This window comes from Variovorax palleresanus (genome assembly GCF_051144945.1).
Classification (GTDB): Bacteria; Pseudomonadota; Gammaproteobacteria; order Burkholderiales; family Burkholderiaceae_C; genus Variovorax; species Variovorax paradoxus_S.
Map to the genome: position 1 here is coordinate 512,464 of NZ_JBJNVP010000002.1, position 18,707 is coordinate 531,170.

General features: G+C 67.9%; 20 protein-coding genes. 14 read left to right on the forward strand and 6 right to left on the reverse strand.

Annotated features, from left to right (window positions below):
- Positions 1-24: 24 nt before the first annotated feature.
- Positions 25-1,881, forward strand: coding sequence for an ABC transporter ATP-binding protein (locus tag ACJ7Z0_RS06160; protein WP_434789121.1), 1,857 nt, complete (start codon positions 25-27; stop codon positions 1,879-1,881).
- 275 nt (positions 1,882-2,156) lie between these two features.
- Here the strand turns inward: ACJ7Z0_RS06160 and ACJ7Z0_RS06165 are convergent, their stop codons facing one another.
- A complete protein-coding gene (locus tag ACJ7Z0_RS06165) occupies positions 2,157-2,585 on the reverse strand; it encodes a VOC family protein (protein WP_434789122.1) in 429 nt (142 codons plus the stop codon).
- Positions 2,586-2,658: 73 nt separating this feature from the next.
- On the opposite strand from ACJ7Z0_RS06165, the gene ACJ7Z0_RS06170 reads away from it, so the two are divergent.
- From ACJ7Z0_RS06170 to ACJ7Z0_RS06195, 6 genes are all read left to right on the forward strand, one after another.
- Complete coding sequence (locus ACJ7Z0_RS06170; RefSeq protein ID WP_434789123.1) at positions 2,659-3,279, forward strand: TetR/AcrR family transcriptional regulator; 621 nt, start codon at positions 2,659-2,661, stop codon at positions 3,277-3,279.
- Between the two features lie 426 nt (positions 3,280-3,705).
- The gene (locus ACJ7Z0_RS06175; RefSeq protein ID WP_434789124.1) at positions 3,706-5,127 is read left to right on the forward strand and encodes a DUF2868 domain-containing protein; all 1,422 of its coding nucleotides are present in this window, start codon (positions 3,706-3,708) and stop codon (positions 5,125-5,127) included.
- On the forward strand, positions 5,124-6,536 hold the full coding sequence (locus tag ACJ7Z0_RS06180) for a GTPase/DUF3482 domain-containing protein (RefSeq protein ID WP_434789125.1): 1,413 nt from the start codon (positions 5,124-5,126) through the stop codon (positions 6,534-6,536). The genes ACJ7Z0_RS06175 and ACJ7Z0_RS06180 overlap by 4 nt, the downstream gene beginning before the upstream one ends.
- Before the next feature lie 127 nt (positions 6,537-6,663).
- Entirely contained in the window at positions 6,664-7,284 is a 621-nt protein-coding gene (trhA, locus tag ACJ7Z0_RS06185; protein ID WP_434789126.1) for a PAQR family membrane homeostasis protein TrhA, read from the forward strand.
- A 94-nt stretch (positions 7,285-7,378) separates the two neighbouring features.
- Positions 7,379-7,819 (forward strand): helix-turn-helix domain-containing protein, encoded by a 441-nt coding sequence (locus ACJ7Z0_RS06190; protein WP_431130572.1) that lies wholly within the window; start codon positions 7,379-7,381, stop codon positions 7,817-7,819.
- A 26-nt stretch (positions 7,820-7,845) separates the two neighbouring features.
- On the forward strand, positions 7,846-9,147 hold the full coding sequence (locus tag ACJ7Z0_RS06195) for a UDP-N-acetylglucosamine 1-carboxyvinyltransferase (RefSeq protein WP_434789127.1): 1,302 nt from the start codon (positions 7,846-7,848) through the stop codon (positions 9,145-9,147).
- A 12-nt stretch (positions 9,148-9,159) separates the two neighbouring features.
- On the opposite strand, the gene bla is transcribed toward ACJ7Z0_RS06195, so the two are convergent.
- Positions 9,160-10,053: a class A beta-lactamase gene (gene bla / locus ACJ7Z0_RS06200; protein ID WP_434789128.1), complete on the reverse strand. Its 894-nt coding sequence runs from the start codon at positions 10,051-10,053 to the stop codon at positions 9,160-9,162.
- 168 nt (positions 10,054-10,221) lie between these two features.
- Here bla and ACJ7Z0_RS06205 point away from each other — a divergent pair, with 168 nt between their 5' ends.
- The 7 genes from ACJ7Z0_RS06205 to ACJ7Z0_RS06235 all read left to right on the forward strand — a co-directional run bounded on the left by ACJ7Z0_RS06205 (position 10,222) and on the right by ACJ7Z0_RS06235 (position 14,474).
- Positions 10,222-10,560 carry an ArsR/SmtB family transcription factor gene (locus tag ACJ7Z0_RS06205; protein ID WP_434789129.1) on the forward strand — a complete coding sequence of 113 codons (339 nt, stop codon included), beginning with the start codon at positions 10,222-10,224 and terminating at the stop codon, positions 10,558-10,560.
- 37 nt (positions 10,561-10,597) lie between these two features.
- Positions 10,598-11,134, forward strand: coding sequence for an SRPBCC family protein (locus tag ACJ7Z0_RS06210; RefSeq protein WP_434789130.1), 537 nt, complete (start codon positions 10,598-10,600; stop codon positions 11,132-11,134).
- Positions 11,135-11,242: 108 nt separating this feature from the next.
- Entirely contained in the window at positions 11,243-11,881 is a 639-nt protein-coding gene (locus tag ACJ7Z0_RS06215; protein WP_431130562.1) for a CDP-alcohol phosphatidyltransferase family protein, read from the forward strand.
- Positions 11,882-11,920: 39 nt separating this feature from the next.
- Positions 11,921-12,496, forward strand: a complete 576-nt coding sequence (locus tag ACJ7Z0_RS06220) for a glutathione S-transferase family protein (RefSeq protein ID WP_434789131.1) — start codon at positions 11,921-11,923, stop codon at positions 12,494-12,496.
- A gap of 11 nt (positions 12,497-12,507) precedes the next feature.
- Positions 12,508-13,149: a histidine phosphatase family protein gene (locus tag ACJ7Z0_RS06225; RefSeq protein ID WP_434789132.1), complete on the forward strand. Its 642-nt coding sequence runs from the start codon at positions 12,508-12,510 to the stop codon at positions 13,147-13,149.
- Positions 13,150-13,197: 48 nt separating this feature from the next.
- Positions 13,198-14,160 (forward strand): DnaJ C-terminal domain-containing protein, encoded by a 963-nt coding sequence (locus ACJ7Z0_RS06230; RefSeq protein WP_434789133.1) that lies wholly within the window; start codon positions 13,198-13,200, stop codon positions 14,158-14,160.
- 2 nt (positions 14,161-14,162) lie between these two features.
- Positions 14,163-14,474 (forward strand): chaperone modulator CbpM, encoded by a 312-nt coding sequence (locus tag ACJ7Z0_RS06235; protein ID WP_431130554.1) that lies wholly within the window; start codon positions 14,163-14,165, stop codon positions 14,472-14,474.
- Positions 14,475-14,485: 11 nt separating this feature from the next.
- Here the strand turns inward: ACJ7Z0_RS06235 and ACJ7Z0_RS06240 are convergent, their stop codons facing one another.
- From ACJ7Z0_RS06240 to ACJ7Z0_RS06255, 4 genes are read right to left on the reverse strand one after another with little or no spacing between them, the layout of a single operon-like run.
- Positions 14,486-15,127, reverse strand: coding sequence for a DUF2894 domain-containing protein (locus ACJ7Z0_RS06240; RefSeq protein ID WP_434789134.1), 642 nt, complete (start codon positions 15,125-15,127; stop codon positions 14,486-14,488).
- A 4-nt stretch (positions 15,128-15,131) separates the two neighbouring features.
- Positions 15,132-15,791, reverse strand: coding sequence for an OmpA family protein (locus tag ACJ7Z0_RS06245; RefSeq protein ID WP_431130550.1), 660 nt, complete (start codon positions 15,789-15,791; stop codon positions 15,132-15,134).
- Positions 15,791-17,881: a DUF802 domain-containing protein gene (locus ACJ7Z0_RS06250; RefSeq protein WP_434789135.1), complete on the reverse strand. Its 2,091-nt coding sequence runs from the start codon at positions 17,879-17,881 to the stop codon at positions 15,791-15,793. Before ACJ7Z0_RS06250 ends, ACJ7Z0_RS06245 begins: the two co-directional genes overlap by 1 nt.
- On the reverse strand, positions 17,874-18,533 hold the full coding sequence (locus ACJ7Z0_RS06255) for a DUF3348 domain-containing protein (RefSeq protein WP_434789136.1): 660 nt from the start codon (positions 18,531-18,533) through the stop codon (positions 17,874-17,876). Before ACJ7Z0_RS06255 ends, ACJ7Z0_RS06250 begins: the two co-directional genes overlap by 8 nt.
- Positions 18,534-18,707: the final 174 nt, after the last annotated feature.

An 18,707-nucleotide genomic window follows, 5' to 3' on the forward strand; every position in this document is an offset into this window, starting at 1 on the left:
CAATCCGCCTGGAGATCGCCCGCCTTGTTCCGCTTCTTCGAAAAACTGCTTCACCCCTACCCCGCCGCCGAACCGGCGCCGCCACCGACGGGTTTCTTCGCCTTCCTGTGGGCCTGCACCCAGGGCCTGCGTCTCAAGATGGGCGTCATGGCGGCGCTCACTGCCGCCATCTCGACCTTCGAGGCGCTGCTGTTCGCGGTGCTCGGCCGCATCGTCGACTGGCTCGGCGGCCAGGTGCCGTCGAAACTGTGGGCGGAGCGCGGCGACACGCTGTTGTGGCTGGCCGCGCTGCTGGTGATCAGCATCGGCGTGGTGGCGCTGCAGACCATCGTCAAGCACCAGACGCTGGCGGTGAACCTGCCGATGCGCCTGCGCTGGAACTTTCACCGGGTGATGCTGGGCCAGAGCATGGCCTTCTACCAGGACGAGTTCGCGGGCCGCATCACCGCCAAGGTGATGCAGACCGCGCTCGCGGTGCGCGACACCCTCTTCGTGCTGGCCGACGTGGTGGTGGCCATGGGCGTGTACGTGGTGACCATCATCGTGCTGGTGAGCGTGCTCGATGCGCAGCTGGTGCTGCCGTTCATCGTCTGGCTCGTGCTCTATGCAGTGTCGCTGATGTACTTCGTGCCGCGGCTGGGCAAGGTGGGCAAGGCGCAGGCCGATGCGCGCGCGCTGATGACCGGCCGCGTGACCGACGCCTACACCAACATTGCCACCGTCAAGCTGTTCTCGCACACGCAGCGCGAGGCCGGCTTTGCGCGCGAGGCGATGCGCGAGTTCATGTACACGGGCTACGGGCAGATGCGGCTGGTGAGCGCTTTCGAGATCGTCAACCACACGCTCAGCATGGGCCTGACCGCGGGCATGGCCGGCACCGCGCTGTGGCTCTGGTCGAACGGCACGGTGGGCGTGGGCGCGGTGGCCGCGGCCACCGCGATGGCGCTGCGTCTGCAGGGCATGTCGCACTGGATCATGTGGGAGATGACCAGCCTGTTCGAGAACATCGGCACCGTGCAGGACGGCATGAAGACGCTGTCGCGCCCGCGCACCGTGCTCGACACGCCCGATGCCGGCGTGCTCGAAGTGCCGCGCGGCGAGGTGCGCTTCGAGCACGCGAGCTTCCGCTATGCGGATGCGGGCCGCCGCGTCATCGACGACCTGAACCTGGTGGTGCGGCCCGGCGAAAAGATCGGCCTGGTCGGCCGCTCGGGCGCGGGCAAGTCGACGCTGGTCAACCTGCTGCTGCGCTTTCATGACCTGGAGAGTGGCCGCATCCTGATCGATGGGCGCGACATCGCCCACGTGACGCAGGATTCGCTGCGCAGCCACATCGGCATGGTGACGCAGGACACCTCGCTCATGCACCGCTCGGTGGCCGACAACATCGCCTATGGCCGGCCCGACGCCACACAGGCGCAGATCGAAGCGGCCGCCAAGCGCGCCGAAGCGCACGACTTCATCCAGACGCTGGGCGACGCCAGCGGCCGGCATGGCTACCAAGCGCATGTGGGCGAACGAGGCGTCAAGCTCTCGGGCGGACAGCGCCAGCGCGTGGCCATTGCGCGCGTGATGCTCAAGGACGCGCCGATCCTGCTGCTCGACGAGGCCACCAGCGCGCTCGACTCCGAGGTGGAGGCCGCCATCCAGCAGAGCCTCTACCGGCTGATGGAAGGCAAAACCGTGATCGCCATCGCGCACCGCCTGTCGACCATCGCCGCGATGGACCGGCTCATCGTGCTCGACGAAGGCCGCGTGGTGGAAGAAGGCGACCACCGCTCGCTGATGGCGCAAGGCGGGCTCTATGCACGGCTGTGGGCACACCAGAGCGGCGGCTTTCTGGGCGATTCGCTCGAAGAAGACGAGGCGCTGCGGGCTTGAGCGCAGCCTAGGGCCTGTTCACACTACTAACGGAGTCGCGAAGGCATGCCAAAGCGGACAAATCAAGGCGCACGACGATGCGTGTGCGTCGGCACACGCAAGGAGTGCAACGCGGAGTTGGCCGCTTTGGCATGCCTTCCCTTCGGGTTGTTCGGCAAAGGGGCCGTCTGCGGCGTTGCCCGCGCTTGCAAGGCGCAAGCCTTGCTGCGCACGGGCGCCTTGCAGCCAGCCCCTTTGCCGAACAACGCGATCTCCGTTAGTAGTGTGAACAGGCCCTAGTTGGGCAATGCGCCGGCCTCGTACGACGCTGCGAACTCCGCGCTCGGCGGAATCGGCTTGACGATGTCGATCAGCACACCGTTCGGGTCGCTGGTAATGAAGTGACGCTGACCGAAGTCCTCGTTGCGCAGTGCAAGAAGAATCGGCAGCCCGGCCGCCGCGAGGCGGTCGTGAATCGCGTCGGGGTCGTCCACCTCGAAATTGAGCAGCATGCCGCCCACCACCTGACCGCGCGCGGATGCGGGAATCGTCTCGTGCCGGCCGTCCAGCACGGCGAGGTTCACCGCGGAGTCGCCCGCCAGCTGCAAATGCACGTACCAATCGCTCGTGAACAGTGGCGTGAATCCGAAATGCGCCTGATAGAAGCTGGCTGTTGCGGCCACGTCGTTGGTCATGATCACCGGGTAGTAGCTCGTCACTTTCATGGTGTCGGTCCTTTCAATTAACATACAGACTGCATGTAAGTCAGATATTAATCTACAGACAGCCTGTATGTAAATGCCAAAATCAGTCGCCCCCTCTCCGTCCAGAACCAACCGCGAACGCACGGAAACCACCCGCCTTGCGCTGATCGACGCGGCGCGCGCCCTGTTCGTCAGCAAGGGCTATGGCGAAACCTCGACGCCCGAGATTGCCGTTGCCGCCGGCATCACCCGTGGCGCCCTGTATCACCACTTCGTGGACAAGCGCGATCTGTTCAGGCAGGCGCTGGTGCGCGAGGCCGAAGCCGTGGCGGCAGACATCGAAGCGGCCGCGCCCCGGCAACTCACGCCGCGCGAAGCGCTGCTCGAGGGCAGCAAGGCTTACCTGAAGACCATGACCGCGCCGGGCCGCACGCGGCTGCTGCTCATCGAGGGCCCCGCCGTGCTGGGCCTCGCGGAAATCATGGCCATCGACCAAGCCACCTCGGCCAACTCGCTACGCCAGGGGCTGGAAAAAGCCAAGGTCGGCAAGGACGAGGTTTCGCTCGACGCGCTCGCCCGGCTACTTTCGGCGGCCTTCGACCGGGCGGCGCTGGAGATCGATGCGGGCGCCAATGCGGAAGAAGTTGGCTCCGCGATGCGCTGGCTGCTTGAAAAGGCGCTGGGCCCGGCACCGAGTCGCAAGGCCGCTCCCTGAGGCGATGCCGGCACGGCGCAGGCGCTCGCCCGGGTCTTCGCGAGTCCTACAGCACAGGCCGCCCCTCGCCGACAGCAACCGGATTCCCTGGGCGCGATGCTGAAGCTGTCGTCAACAACGAGGAGTCCTCGCGTGAATTCCATCATTTACATCGTCGGTCTGGTCGTGGTGGTCGTGGCCGTGCTTTCGTTCTTCGGCCTGCGCTGAGCCCAGCCACTCCCCCAGGCTTCGCGCACTTCGTGTCGCTTCTCCTTCCCCCTCGCCGGGGGCAACACCAGCGGCCCGGCAAAGCCGGTTCCGCGGTGTTCCACGAAAGGGATCGGTCGCAGTCCCTTTTCCCGTCGTTCTCATAGAGTCCTTCGCAGGGCGCCGGGCATAATTCGCGCGCCCCGCTCATCGCGGAGCGCCACTTGCGAAGGGACCCTGTTGACCAACACCGCGTTGCGCGAATCTGCTTTTCCGGACGCGGTCATCACCGAGGCGATCCGATGGACCGAGGAGAAAGGTCCACTCGACGATGCGCAGGCCATGCGCATCGCCGCCTCGCGCACACCTGACGAACACTCACGCATCACGGCGCGCGCGCTTCAGCTGGGCGAACGCATCGGGCTGCAATCCGAACTGGCGCGCACGCGCCAATGGGGCCCGTGGGTGCTGCTTGGCCTGGTCGCGCTCGTCGTCATTGCCGGCCTGGGGCTCGCGGGCAACGTGGTCGGCGGCGGCGAACGGCACATCAACGTGATCGTCGCGCTCGTGAGCCTGCTGGGCATTCACCTGCTCACGCTGCTGTTCTGGCTGGTCGGCTTCTGGCTGCCGCTCGGTTCCTTCAACACCAGCTCGCTCGGCTGGATCTGGCTGTCGCTCACTGCACGTGTCGCCGGCGGCAAGCGCGGCCAGGCACCGGTGCTGGTGCGCGCCGCCACCGGGCTCTTGACGCGCGCCAGGCTGCTGCCCTGGGCCTTCGGGCTCGTGAGCCACGGCATCTGGTCGCTCTCTTTTGCGGTGGTGCTGGCCGCGCTGCTGTTCGCGCTGGCATTCCGCAGCTACACGCTGAACTGGGAAACGACGATCCTCGACCCGACCTTTTTCGTGCGCGCCGTGCAGGTGCTGGGCTGGGCCCCGGCGCAGATGGGCTTTCGGGTTCCCGATGCACAGGCCGTGCTCTCGGCCACTCCCGGCGCCGCGGGCCAGCGCGCGTGGGCGCTGTGGCTCACCGGCTGCATCGTCGTGTACGGACTGCTGCCGCGGCTTGCGCTCGTGTTGCTGAGCGCCGTGGTGTGGCACCGGCGCCGGGCTGCGCTCCAGCCCGACTGGAGCGAGCCCTACTACCGCAAGCTGAAGGCGCGCTTTGCCGCGCTGGCGCCACCCGCCATCGTCGATGCCGATCCGGGACGGGCACCGGGCATCGCGCCTGACGGGCTGGCGCCTTCGGACCTGCAGGACACCCTGTTCGTCGTCGGCTTCGAACTGCCTCCGGATGCGCCATGGCCGCCCGAGGGCCTGCACGCCGATGCGACCACCGAGATGCAGCACATCGACGGCAGCGCACTCGCACGCCGCGCCCTTCTCGACCGGCTGGCAGAGGCCCGCCCGCGTGCCGTGCTGCTCGTGTGCCATGCGGCATCGAGCCCCGACCGCGGTACCGAACGCTTCCTGCGCGACCTGCTGGCCCATTGCGGCGAATGCCGACTGTGGCTGGCCACTTCGGCGGGCACTTCCGCGAACAGCACAGCGGACGCCGCCGCATCGCAACGCTGGATCGACTGGCTGCAGGGCACCGGCCTGCCGCGCGTTGCGGCCACGCACCAACTCGAAGATGCCTTGCAGGGCCTTGGCGCCACACCATGACGACACAGCACGCCATCCGCATCGCCGTTGTCGGCCACACCAACGCGGGCAAGACCTCATTGCTGCGCACGCTGACGCGGCGGGCCAGCTTCGGCGAAGTGTCGCAGCGCCCCGGCACCACGCGCCACGTGGAGTCGGTCGATCTCGAAGTGAACGGCCAGCCGGCGGTGCGCTTCTTCGACACGCCGGGGCTCGAAGACGCGGTGGCGCTTCGCGAGCACCTGGCGGGCCTGGACCCGCAGGCCACGCCGCCCGAGCGCATCCGGCTGTTCCTGCAGGGCCCCGAAGCCCACGGCGTGTTCGAGCAGGAGGCCAAGGTGCTGCGCACCATGCTCGACATCGATGCGGCGTTTCTCGTCATCGACGTGCGCGAGCCGGTGCTGCCCAAGTTCCGCGACGAGATCGAGCTGCTCAACTCCTGCGCCCGGCCCGTGATGCCGGTGCTGAACTTCGTGCGCGACGCGGCCAGCCGCGAGCCGGCCTGGAAAGAACTGCTGTCGGCCTACGGCCTGCACGTGCAGGTGAGCTTCGATGCCGCAGCGCCTTTCGTGGGGGCGGAGCGCGAGTTGTACAACGATCTCTCCACCCTGCTGCGCGACCGGCGCGAACTGCTGCGCGGCGTGGTGGATTCATTGACCGCCGAGGCCGCCGAACGCCGCCGCGCGGCCTGCACGCGCATTGCCGGGCTGCTGATCGACGCCGCCGCGTTGCGCCGCAGCATGCCGGCCGAAGAGTTCGCCGACACGGCGCGCCGGAAGGCGTTCGTCGCGGCGCTGCAGAAGGAGGTATTCGACAAGGCGCAGCGCTGCACCGACGACCTGCTCGCGCTCTACGGCTTCCGCCAGAACGATGCCGGCGAGGCGCCGCTGCCGCTCATCGAAGGCCGCTGGACGCTGGACTTCTTCAGCCCGGAAGCCATGAAGGAAGCGGGCCTGCGGCTCGGCAAGGGCGCGGTCATCGGCGCGGCCGTGGGCGTAGTGGCGGACCTGGCGGTGGCCGGCATTTCGCTCGGCACCGGTGCCGCGGTGGGCGGCGCCATCGGCGGCGCGGTGTCGCAGGGCTGGGGTCCCTTCGGGCGCAAGCTGGCGAACAGGCTGCGCAATGTGCACGAGCTCACGGTGGAAGACGGCGTGCTCTTTGCGCTGGTGGCATGGCAGCTGAAACTCGCGCGGGCACTGGAGCGGCGCGGGCATGCGGCCACCGGGCGCATCGCAGCCGAGACGAGCGCGACGCAGGACGCGCCAACGCGCGCCACGGCCGCCGCCGTGCGCGCGGCACGGCCCGCGCGCAGCCATCCGGAGTGGGAGTCGGCCGGGGTGGCAGCGCGGACCTTCTGGCGCCCCGCGCCGCAGCGCGATGCGCTCGCGGCCGATATCGCGCGCACGCTGCAGGACGCCTTCGAGGCCTGAGCACCGCGGCGTTCGGCGTTCGCGGGTCGCGCACGCAGGCCCGGGCTGCGGTCACCGCGCCGTCATGAGGCAAACCTAGCATCCGCTGGCCTTTGCCCTCCATAACCAAGACTGCACTCCCGACTCGATGTACCCCGGCGAACGGCTCAACGGCTACACCCATCTGCTCGGCCTGTTGCTCTCTCTGTTGGCCACGGCCCTGCTGCTTGCCAAGACCGTGCCCACCGGCGACCCCGCCCGGATTGCCGGCGCGCTGGTGTTCTCGCTCTCCGCGGTGGTGCTGTATGCGGCGTCCACGCTGTTCCACAGCACACGCGGGCGCCGGAAGCGCTTCTGGGAACGGGCCGATCACTGCGCCATCTATCTGCTGATCGGGGGTACCTACACTCCGTTCGCACTGGTCACGCTGCATGGCTTGTGGGGCTGGCTGCTCCTTGCCGCCGTATGGAGCGCCGCGCTCTTCGGCATTTGCCGCGAGTTGCTGCAGGCCGACGGCGCAGCATCCAAGCCTCCGCTGGCGCTCTACATCGGCATGGGCTGGCTCGGCGTGCTGGCCGCAGTGCCGCTGGCCGCGCGGCTGGAAAGCGGCGGCCTGGCCTGGCTGCTGGCCGGCAGCGTGCTCTACACCGTGGGCACGGTGTTCTACCGGAACCGGCGGGGCTTCAGGCATGCGCATGGCACCTGGCACCTGTTCGTGCTTGCGGGCACCGCGAGCCACTTCGTGTCCGTGGGCTGCTTCGTGCTCTGACGGCAGTCAGCCGGCCCGCGCTTTCAAGGGATGCAGGCACGTGTTGCCGTATCTCCCAAGGCAATACGTCCCAAGAGATGTGCAAAATGCGCCCATGCCAAATATCGCCTCCATCCTCAAAGCCGAGATTTCCCGTGTTGCCCGCAAGGAGGTGCGCACAGAGATCGAAACGCTGAAAAAAGCATCCACGCTCCATCGTGCTTCCATCGCCGCATTGCGCCGGCAGGTCGAAAAACTGGAAAAGGAACTGCGGCGCGCCACCAAGGTGTCCGCGCGCGTCTCCCCCGGCGCCGATGCCGACGAAGCAGGCGACTCGGGACCGGCGCGCCGCTTCAGCGCCAGCCGCCTGGCCACGCACCGCGAGAAGCTCGGCCTTTCGGCTGCCGCCTATGGCAAGCTGGTGGGTGTTACCGGCCAGACCATCTACAAATGGGAACAGGGCAAGGCCCGTCCCCGCAAGGCGCAGCTCGAAGGCCTGGCATCGGTGCGCGGACTGCGGCCGCGTGAAGCGGCGGAGCAACTGGGCGCGGACTGAAAGCGCTCCAGGCCCCGCATTCCCCCATGTCCAACCTCATCGTGCACGGCGGCACGCCGCTTCGCGGCCGCATCACCCCTTCCGCCAACAAGAACGCCGTGCTGCCCGTGCTGTGCGCCACGCTGCTCACGAACGAGCCGCTGCGCCTCTATGGCGTGCCGGACATCACCGACGTACGCAAGATCCTCGACATCTTTCGCAGCCTGGGCAGCGAGGCGCGCATGGACCACGCCACCGGCACGCTCGATCTGCACCACCGCGAAACGGCTTTCGACGCCGCGCGCGACCGCCTGCCGGAGGAAATGCGCTCGTCGATCATGCTGGTGCCCCCGCTGCTCGCGCGCTTTGGTATTGCGCGGCTCGAGGACAACGTCAAGGGCTGCACGCTGGGGGTGCGCGAGATCGATCCCCATGTGGACGTGTTCCGCCGCTTCGGCGGCCAGGTGGAACGCGCCAGCGGTTCGCTCCTGGTTCGGTGCGACGGACCGCTGACACCCACCGAGCACTGGCTCGACTACGCCTCCGTCACGACGACCGAGAACTTCGTGCTGTGCGCTGCGGCGGCCAAAGGCACCTCCACGCTCACCAACGCGGCGTCCGAGCCGCACGTGCAGGAGTTCTGCCGCTTCATGGTCATGCTGGGCGTGCGCATCGAAGGCATCGGCACCTCGCGGCTCACGGTGCATGGCGGCAATGCCTTGCGCGGCGGGGAGTTTCGCTTCGACGAAGACTTCCACGAGATCACCACCTTCCTGGCGCTGGGCGCCATCACGGGCGGCGACGTGGTCGTGCGCAACAGCGCGCCCGAGAATTTTCCGCTGATCGACCGCACCTTCGCCAAGTTCGGCGTCACCATCGCGCACGAAGACGGCTGGTCGCGCGCCAGCTGCGCCGGTCCGCTGAAGGTGCAGACGCCCTTCACCAGCAACGTGCTCACCAAGGTGGAGGCCGCGCCCTGGCCCTACTTTCCGGTCGACCTGCTTCCCATCTTCATTGCGCTGGGCGTGCGTGCCGAGGGCAATGCGATGTTCTGGAACAAGGTCTACGACGGCGCCCTGGGATGGACCGGCGAACTGTCGAAGTTCGGCGCCCACGTTTTTTCCTCGGATCCGCACCGGCTCATCAGCTTCGGCGGCAGCCCGCTCACGCCGGCCGTGGTCGAGAGCCCCTACATCATCCGGGTGGCGATTGCGCTCTTCATGGTGGCGGCCAGCATCGAAGGCCGCTCCGAAATCCGCAACGCCACGCCCATCCGCCGGGCTCACCCCCGCTTCGCCGAGAACCTGCGCAGCCTGGGCGCGCAGGTGGAGTGGACGAGCGAAGAGTAGGCGCCGCCGGGCTCAGGCCCGCAGCGCCTTCGCGATGATGCGCGCCGCCGATGCGATTACATCGTTGCGGTATTCCGCATCCTTGCGTGTCGGAAACGTCAGGTACACCGCCAGCACCAGCGGCGCGCCGGCCGGCGGCCACAGCACGCCCGTGTCGTTCACGGTGCCGTACGAGCCCGCGCCGGTCTTGTCGCCCACCTTCCAGTCGGCCGGCACGCCGGCGCGAATGCGCGTGGCGCCGGTGGTGTTGCCCAGCAGCCAGGTTTCGAGCTGGCTGCGTTTCGCTGCACCAAGCGCGTCGCCCAGCACCAGCCGCTGCAGGCTTGCGGCCATGGCCTCGGGCGTGGTGGTGTCGCGCGGATCGCCCGGAATGGCGCTGTTGAGTTCGGTCTCCCAGCGATCGAGCCTGAAGGCCTGGTCGCCGATGGAGCGCGCGTATTCAGTGACCGCCGATGGCCCGCCGAGAATTTTCATCAGCAGGTTGGCCGCCGCGTTGTCGCTGTATTGAATGGTGGCGGCGCACATCGCGGAGACCGTCATGCCCTGCCCCAGGAATTTTTCGGTGATGGGCGAATTGGGCAGGATGTCGCTCTTGCCGTAGCTCACGCGGCGCTCCAGCAGGCCGCTGTCGCGGGCGCTGCGCTCGAGGATGGCCGCGGCCAGCATCGTCTTGAAGGTGCTGCACAGCGGAAAGCGTTCGGTTGCCCGGTGCTGCACGCGCGCGCCGGTGGCGGTATCGAACGCGGCCACGCCGAGCCGGCCGCCCACGGAGCTTTCGAGCGCCGCGAGCTCTGCCTCGGCCGATGTGGCCTGCGGCCCTTTCGCGGACCAGGCAGTGCAGGCGCTGGCCAGGGGCAATGCGGAAGCGGCAACGAGGAAGGTGCGGCGATTGGCAAAGGATTTCATTTGTTTGTTTGTCAGCGAGTGGATGGAACGAGAGGAATCGTAGGAGCGGCATCGCGCAGGCTCCAGCGCCAGGCCATGCAACCGCGTCTCGCCTGTATCGGGTGTAACCGCGCAATTCATTCAACTATCTGGTTGAATAATTGACAGGCCGCATCTATATTCAACTTTATGGTTGAACTAGACGACGAACGGCTGGACGCCGTGTTCCACGCCCTGTCCGACAGCACGCGCCGCACGATGCTGCAGCTGCTGGCGCAGGGCGAATGCAGCGTGGGCGAACTCGGCGCGCCGTTTCGCATGTCGTTCGCGGGCGCATCGAAGCACGTCAAGGCGCTGGAGCGCGCCGGGCTGGTTTCCCGCACCGTGCAGGGGCGCGCACATGTCTGCCGGCTGGAGCCGGCGGCACTCGCATCGGCCAACGCATGGCTGCGGTACTACGAAGGCTTCTGGAACAACCATCTGGACGCGCTGGAGCGCGAGCTGCGGCGCGAGGCATCCCGTCAGTGAAGACCTTCCTTTCTTCCCTTCTGCCAAGGAGCAAGCAATGACCAAGAACGGCCTCGGAACCCTGATCGAACCCGGCACACTGCGCATGGAGCGCACCCTGCCCGCGCCCATCGAGCGCGTGTGGGCCTATTTCGTCGAACCCGACAAGCGCGCGGCTTGGCTCGCCGGCGGCACCATGGCGCATGAGAGCGGCGGCGTTTTCGAGCTGCGCTTCGACCACACCCGTCTTTCCGGCGAAGTGGCACCCAACCGCTTCAGTGCCTGCCGCAGCCCCATCTCCGAGACATCGCGGGTCATCCACATCGAACCGCTGAAGCGCCTGACCATCAGCTGGGGCAGCGAGAGCGCCACGGCTTCCGAAGTGAGCTTCGAGTTCACGCCCGAGGGCGATGCCACGCACCTCGTGCTCACGCACCGCCGCCTGCCCGACCGCAAGGAAACGCTCAGCGTCGCCAGTGGCTGGCATGCCCACCTCGACGTGCTCGACGACGTGCTGCACCAGCGCAAGCCCAGGGGGTTCTGGACCCGCCACGCAGAGCTCGAAAAGGCTTACGAGGCCCAGCTTCCGGCCTGAGCCGCCAGACCCGCCTGGCCGACCGCTTGCGGAGTCGGATGGCGACTACAGGCAAGCGGGCCGGCTTGCGTTAAGGTGCGGAGCATTCGCCGACTCCGAAGCACGCCCATGACCACCCCTCCCCCCGCACCGGCCCGCAAGCATTTCTCGATGATCCGGGGCTTTCACCTGGCCGACGTATTCACGCTCGGCAACGCGGCTTGCGGCGTGGGGGCGGTGTTCCTTGCCATGGCGTTCATGGCCAGCCAGTCGCTCGGACAATTCTTCTGGGCGGCGGCGCTCGCACCGGCGGCCTTCGTGTTCGACGTGTTCGACGGCCGCATCGCGCGCTGGCGGCAAACGCACTCCGCGCTGGGACGCGAACTCGATTCGCTGGCCGACGTGATTTCCTTCGGCGTGGCCCCCGCCGCGCTGGCCTTTGCAGCGGGCCTGGACGGCGGCTGGGACTGCGTGCTGCTGATCTATTTCGTCTGCTGCGGCGTGAGCCGGCTCGCGCGCTACAACGTCACGGCCGAGGCGCTTTCCGCGGGTGCCGACAAGGTGAAGTACTTCGAAGGTACGCCCATTCCGACCAGCGTGGTGCTGGTCGGCGTGCTGGCCCTTGCAGCCTGGCAAGGCCGCATCGGCGACGCGGTGTGGGGCGGCGCCTGGACGCTCGGCCCCTGGCAGCTGCATCCACTCACGCTGCTCTTTGCGTTGTCGGGCACGCTGATGATCAGCAAGACGCTGCGCATTCCCAAGCTCTGACCCGGCCTCGGTGCCGGTCCAATGAAAGGAGACCTCCTCATGAAGTTGTATTTCGATCCGCACAGCCGCGCGCAGATCGCGAAATGGATGCTCGACGAAGCCGGCGTGGACTACGAAATCGTGCCCACCCTCATCCGGGAGAAGGCGCACAAGAAGCCCGGTTACCTGAAGATCAATCCCGCCGGCAAGCTGCCGGCGCTGGTCGACGGCCGCACCCGCGTCTTCGAGAATGCGGCCATCTGCATGTACGTGGCCGAGAAGTTTCCAGAGGCCAGGCTGGCGCCGCCCGTGGGCTCGCCCGAGCGTGGCCGCTACCTGTCGCTGATGGTCTATTCGACGGCGCAGCTCGAGCCTTCGATGGGCGACAGCCTGCTCGGGCTGCACAGCAACAACAGCGCGCGCGGCTGGACCGATTTCGAGCACGCCAAGGACGCGGTGGAGCGCGAACTGGGCTACGGCCCCTATCTCTTCGGCGCGCAGTTCACCGCGGCCGACGTGATGATCGGCTCCATGTTCATCTGGCACCGCGCATTCGGCGGACGCTCCAACCGGGCCAAGATCGATGCCTACATCGACCGCCTGCAGGCACGCCCCAAGGGCATGAAGTTCGGTTGAAGCACACCCCCATGTCACAGGCACCCTTTCCCCACGGCGCGACCGCCGGCCTCGACCAGCTGGTCCGCATCGCCGCCGAGCAGCCGCTCTCGCCGGCCTGCGACCACTTCTACTTTCTGCGCCATGGCCAGACCGGCCGCAATGCGCAGCGCATCTTCCAGGCCGTGGACGAACCGCTGAGCGAGCTCGGGCTGCAGCAGGCGGCCCGCGCTGCCCAGCTGCTGGCGGGAGAGCCGATCCGCACCATCGTCTGCAGCGACGCGCGGCGCGCGCACGATACGGCGCACACCGTGGCCGCAGTCCTTCGCCTCGCGCCAACGCCCCAGGCGGCCCTGCGCGAACGCAACTTCGGTGCGCTCATTGGAACCTCGTCGGCCAACATCGACTGGGCCTGCGAACCCGAGGGCGGCGAAACCCTTGCGCAGTTCGTGGCCCGCAAGCGGCTTGCGCTCGATGCGGCGCTGGCAGAGCCCGCGCCGGTGCTGGTGGTGGCCCATGGCGGCACGCTCTATGCGCTGGCCGCGCTGCTCGGTGTGCCCATCGACCTCGACCTGCTCGGCAATGCGCAGCCATTGCGTTTTTCGCGCGGCGGCCCCACATGGACCGTAACACCGCTGCTGCGGCATGCCGACGGCGATTCAGCCCTGGCCTGACAAAGACCGGGCGCGTACTGTTCGGCGTTCACCCCCACACAGACCGCCATGGAATTCAAGGACTACTACAGCGCCCTGGGCATCGACCGCACCGCGTCCGACGACGAGGTGCGCAAGGCCTATCGCAAGCTTGCGCGCAAGTACCACCCCGACGTCAGCAAGGAAGCCGACGCCGAGAAACGCATGCGCGACATCAACGAAGCCAACGACGTGCTGCGCGACAAGGAAAAGCGCGCCGCCTACGACGCACTGGCCGACCGCGTGGCGCGCGGCGGCCATCCCGAGGGCGACTTCCAGCCGCCGCCGGGCTGGGACACGGGCTTCGAATTTCACCGCGGCCCGAACCAGGGCCCGGCCGACCACGCGGATTTCAGCGAGTTCTTTTCATCGCTCTTCGGCGAGGCCGAACGGCGCGGCGCGGCAAGGCACAACTACCGCGCACGCGGCGAAGACCATCACGCGGCCATCGAGATCTCGCTCGAAGACGCACTCAACGGCGCCGAGCGCGAGATCACGCTGCGGTCGCAAGAAATCGATGCGCACGGCCGGCCCGCGTTCAAGACGCGCACGCTCAGCGTCAAGATCCCGCCCGGCATGCATCCGGGGCAGTTCATCCGGCTGGCCGGACAGGGCATGCCCGGCCACGGCGGCGAGCCCGCCGGCGATCTGTACCTGGAGGTGCGCATCGCACCGCACAGGCTCTACCGCGTGGAAGAACGCGACATCTACATGACGCTGCCCGTCACACCGACCGAGGCCGCGCTCGGCGCGCAGGTGACGGTGCCCGTGCCCACCGGGGGCGCGGTCGAGGTGACCGTGCCGCCCAATGCGCGCAGCGGCCTCAAGCTCAGGCTCAAGGGCCGCGGGCTTGGCGGCAAGCAGCCCGGCGACCTGTACCTGCTGCTGGAAATTGCCTTGCCCCCCGCCACCGCGGAGGCCACGCGCAAGGCCTACGAGCAGCTCGCACAAGCGTCGGCTTCGTTCAACCCACGCCAGCATCTGGGAGTGTGAGCATGGCGACCGTTTCCGTCACAACAGCCATCAGCGCGTCGCAGCCGCTTGCCGCGAGCGAGCTGGCCCATGCCTGCGGCGCAGACACCGAATGGGTGGTGCAACTCGTCGAAGTCGGCATCGTGCAAGTCACCGCCACCGAGGCGCCACCCGAGCGGTGGCAATTCTCGAGCAGCGACCTGCAATGCGCCCTGGAGGCGCGCAGGCTCGAGCGCGACTTCGGCGTGGGCCTCGATGCGGCCGCGCTGATTCTCGACTTGCAGCACGAAGTGCGGCGGCTTAAAGCGGTGATCCGCGCGCACGGCTTGCGCTGACCGGCCCGGCCTCAGCCGGATTTGCCGCGCGCCGTCTTCTTCTGGCTTTCGGCGCGCGGGGTGTTTGCCGCGGCCGGGGCATTGCTGCCGTTCAACTGGTCGACCCACAACAGCGTGTCGACGTACGACATGAACCGGTTCAGATATTCGGGCGAGAGCTCATGCATCAGCATCAGCGACCGATGCACGAGGTGATGTGAGTTGAGCGGGCCGGCGTTGTCCGGCACCTTCGCCAATGACTGCGTCAGCCGCCGGTCTGCGCTGAGCCGCGACCAGGTGCTCCTGAAATACCGGAGCGTCTTCAGTTCGGAAGCGGGCGCGGCATCGGTTGTTGCGGGCTGACCTTCGGCTTGCAACGGCGACTGCCGTGCGATGTGCTCGACGAGCTCGGCGAGCGGCCCGCGAGCAGGCGGTGCGGCCTGCTTCGAGCCCGCATCTCGCGGCACCGCGGGAACAACGCCCGCGCGCTTTTCAAGACGCTCGCGATACGCCGCGAGCAGGCTGTCCACCTTGTCATCGAGGATGCGCCGTGCATCGCCCTGGTGCTCGGCCGCTCGCCTGGCCATCGCCTCGATGAAACGAAAGCGCACCGGGTCCACGCGATGCTCGCCGCGCGCACGCCACGCGTCGAGCATCGCCATGGGGTCGTCCATGCAACTACTCACGGGCCTTCGCGCCGGCGCCGGTCTGCTGGCGGGGCGTGGGGGCCATTTCGACGCGCCGGTTCTTTGCCCGTCCTTCGGCATCGGCATTGGACGCCACCGCCTGCTCGGAGCCGAAGGCCGCGGCAAACACCGAGGACGAAGGAATGCCTTCTTCGATCAACGCGCGCGTCACCGTCAAGGCGCGCTGGGCCGAGAGTTCCCAGTTGTCCGTGAACGGCCGGTTGCCTTCCTTCGTCTGCCGCATCTGCCGGTCGTCGGTGAAGCCGCTCACCATCAGCACCTCGTCACGCGCGCGGAGGTAGGCGGCCACGGGCGCGGCCAGGCTCTTGAGCACCTGGCGGCCCTCGGGCTGCAGGTCGGCCGAGTTGAAGGCAAACAGCACGCTGCCGCTGATGCCGATGCGTCCGTTGGTGAGCGTGACCCTGCCCGCCGCGAGCGGCCCTGCCAACGCCTGCTCGAGCGCCTCCCGGCGCTGCGTTTCGGCCTGGCGCTGCTGCACCTCTGCCTGCAGCTTTGCCGCGAGGTCCAGCTGCATGCCGAGCGCTCCCACCAGAATCAGCACGAAGGCGCCGACCAGGCCCGACATCAGGTCGCCGAAGACTGCCCACACCGGCACGCTCGGCTCCAGGCCGGCGTCGAGGTCGTCCCGCATCACGCTTCGCTCGCCACGGCCTGCTGCCGGCCGGCAATCTGCTGCAGGTCCTCGACGATCTGCTTCTGCGACATGATGCTGAGGTCGATGACTTCCCTCGCCTGCGCCACGTAGTAGGCCAACTGCTCGTCGCTGCGCGCAATGGACTTGCCGAGCGCGCCTTCGACGCGCTGCAGATGGGCCACCAGCTTGTCGTTCGATTCGCTGAACAGCTGCACGGCAAGACCGAAGGCTTCGCCGAGGCTCGCCACTTCGACGGCGCTGCCGGTGATCTGTGCGGCAACGCCGGCCATCTTTCCGGTTTCTGCCTCGACCTTGTCGGTGAAGCGGCTGCCGACTCGCTCCAGCACATCCGCCGACGCGCCGACCAGCGCGTCGACCGCCGAACGCTGCTCGGTGGAGGCATGGTTCACGGCGTCGAGCAGGGTGCCCAGCGTTTCCATGATGCGGCTGCGTTCTTCCAGCATCGCGTTGTCGCGCGCCATGCTGTCGGAAAGCTTCTGGCGCAGCTCGGCCACCACTTCGGCCGCCACGCGCGGCGCGTCGGACGCGGCCTGCAGGAGCTGGGCGATTTCGGCCACCGTGGTCTTCGCGTGGGCTTCCGCCTGCGCCGACATGTCGCGGGCGGTTTGTGCGAGGGTCTGGAAAAGCTGTTGCTGCTGGCCCTCCGCGTGCGCGCCCGCCTGCCGCCACTCTTGCTGCAGCGACGTGGCCATGGCCGCCAGCGCCTGCGTCCAGGCCGACAGGCGCTGCTCGTCGCGTGCCGCGATCTGCGTCTGAAGGTTGACGTGCGCCTGGTCCACGGTGCGCAGCAGCGATGCCGCGTGCTGCTCGAAGCCTGCCGCCGCCGCCGCGAAGGACTGGTGCGCGTCCTCCGACAGTTTTTCGCTCACGCGCTGATGCTGCGCGAGCGCATTGCCCCAGGTGTCCGACACGCTGCCCACCGTGCTTTCGAGATGGGCGGACACGCCTTCCACCAGCGATGCCGAACGTTGTTCGAAGGTTTCGGCAAAGCGGTCGTGCGACGCGCGCAAGTCTTTGGCCAGCGCCTCGGAAGTGCGCTCGTGCTCGGCGAGCGCGGCCTTCCAGGTGTCGGCCACGCTGGACGTGGCGGCCTCGAAGCGGCCCGAGAGGCCGTCCAGCTGCTGCTGCACGGTGCGTGCGACGGTGTCGTGCAAGGAAGCCGTCTCGCGTGCAATGCCCGCCATGGTGGCTTCGACGACCGGCTGGATGGTGGCGCCCGCGATGCGGGCGCTTTCGGTCAGGCTCTGCTTCAGCGACTGGTCGACCGACGAGGCGAGCCCGGCATACACGGCCTCGGCCTGGGTGTGGAAGTGCACCTGGCCGGTGACGAGCCGCTCGTTCAAGGCCTGGGCCTGGCGCTCCATCGTGGCCATCATCGCCTGCAGCTGGTCGACCAGCCGGGGCATCATCTGCGCCTGCTGCTCGAGCAACTGGAACGACGCCTCTCGCCGATGCGTCTCGGAGTAGACACGCAGCGCAGTCGCGATCTTGCTGTCGAGCATCTGTCCGGCCTGCAGCCGCTCGCGCCGGCACAGGGCCGAGGCAAGGCCGAGCATCGCCGAGGCGGCCACGCCGGCCACGGAGGTGCCGAACGCCAGCCCCAGGCCCTTGACGGGAGCCGACAGCGAGGCACGGATGGCCGGCAGGTCGGTCGCGGTCTCCAGCGCCAGCCCTGTGCCGTTGAGCGTCACCACCATGCCGAGGAATGTGCCCAGCATGCCCAGCAGCACCAGCAGTCCGGCCAGGTAGGGCGTGAGCGCCGGGCCGGGCAAGCCGACACGCTCGCCCTCGATGCGCAGGCGCACCGCGTTGCGCAGCGACGGATGAAGCTGGCCGAGCCATGCGCCAAGGTCCGCGGGAGCGGCGGACAGGTCGGCCACGGCGCGGCTCAAGGTGGACGTCGCCTGCTGGAACCGGTGCAGCTCCAGCGCACCCATGACGTAGAACGCGCCGACGATCATCGTGACGATGAGCGCCAATGGATGCGACCCGGCGTAGCCCGCGCCAACCCAGCACACGACGGCCAGGCCCGCGGCAAAAACAGCGTAGTGAAGAAATCTATTCATGGCACTCTGGTTGCCTCATGCGAAGGGCTTCGAGCAGCCCTTCGATCGGTTGAAATCGGAAATCCAGTTCGGCGAGCAGCACGTTCTTCATGTCCTTGCGGAACACATGCAGCCACTCGCCGGCCTGGGGTTCGACGCCCAGGCGGGTGAAATGCTTTTCGAGCAGCGCAGGCACGCCTGCCAGCAGGCTGTGCTCGCGCGCAGCCAGAACCTGCTCCATGACCACGTCCACGGCGGCCAGCCGGGCCATGGCCGGCGACCTGGCCGCCAGCGTCGCCCGCAGGCGCCCGCGCAGGGGGCCGATGCCCGCCTCCATGGCCTGCTGCAGTGCAAAGTAGCGACGGCGGAACGGCGCGAAGTCGGCCGCTGCCGCGGCAGCGCCGTCTTCTGCGATGGCATTGGCGAGCGCGGTACGCGCACGGGCGCATTCCCGCTCCTCGGCGTTCGCGAAAGCCCGTTGCCGGGAAGAAGCAGCCGCCGGAACTCCCTCCAGCGCCGCGGACAGCGAAATGGCATCGGTCCAGCCGAACCACTGGCTCAATCGATCCGCGGTGGCTTGCCGGGGTTCGCGGACGCCCGTATCGGCCAGTCGGGAAAGCAAGCGAACGAGCGCCGAACCGTTGAAAACTGTGCGCTGTGAAACTTGCGCCATACCGCCAGAACGAAAAACCTGGCAGTCTACACTGGCCACCCCTCCCGGAAGCTCTGCCCGGCTGCCCCTGCCCCGGTGAAACTTCAGGTAACGCAGCGGTCGGTAACCAGGCGTTTTTTGGGTTCAGGCTCCGCGCTTCGGCAGCAGTCTTCCACGCGGCGTGGCGTAAGTCCT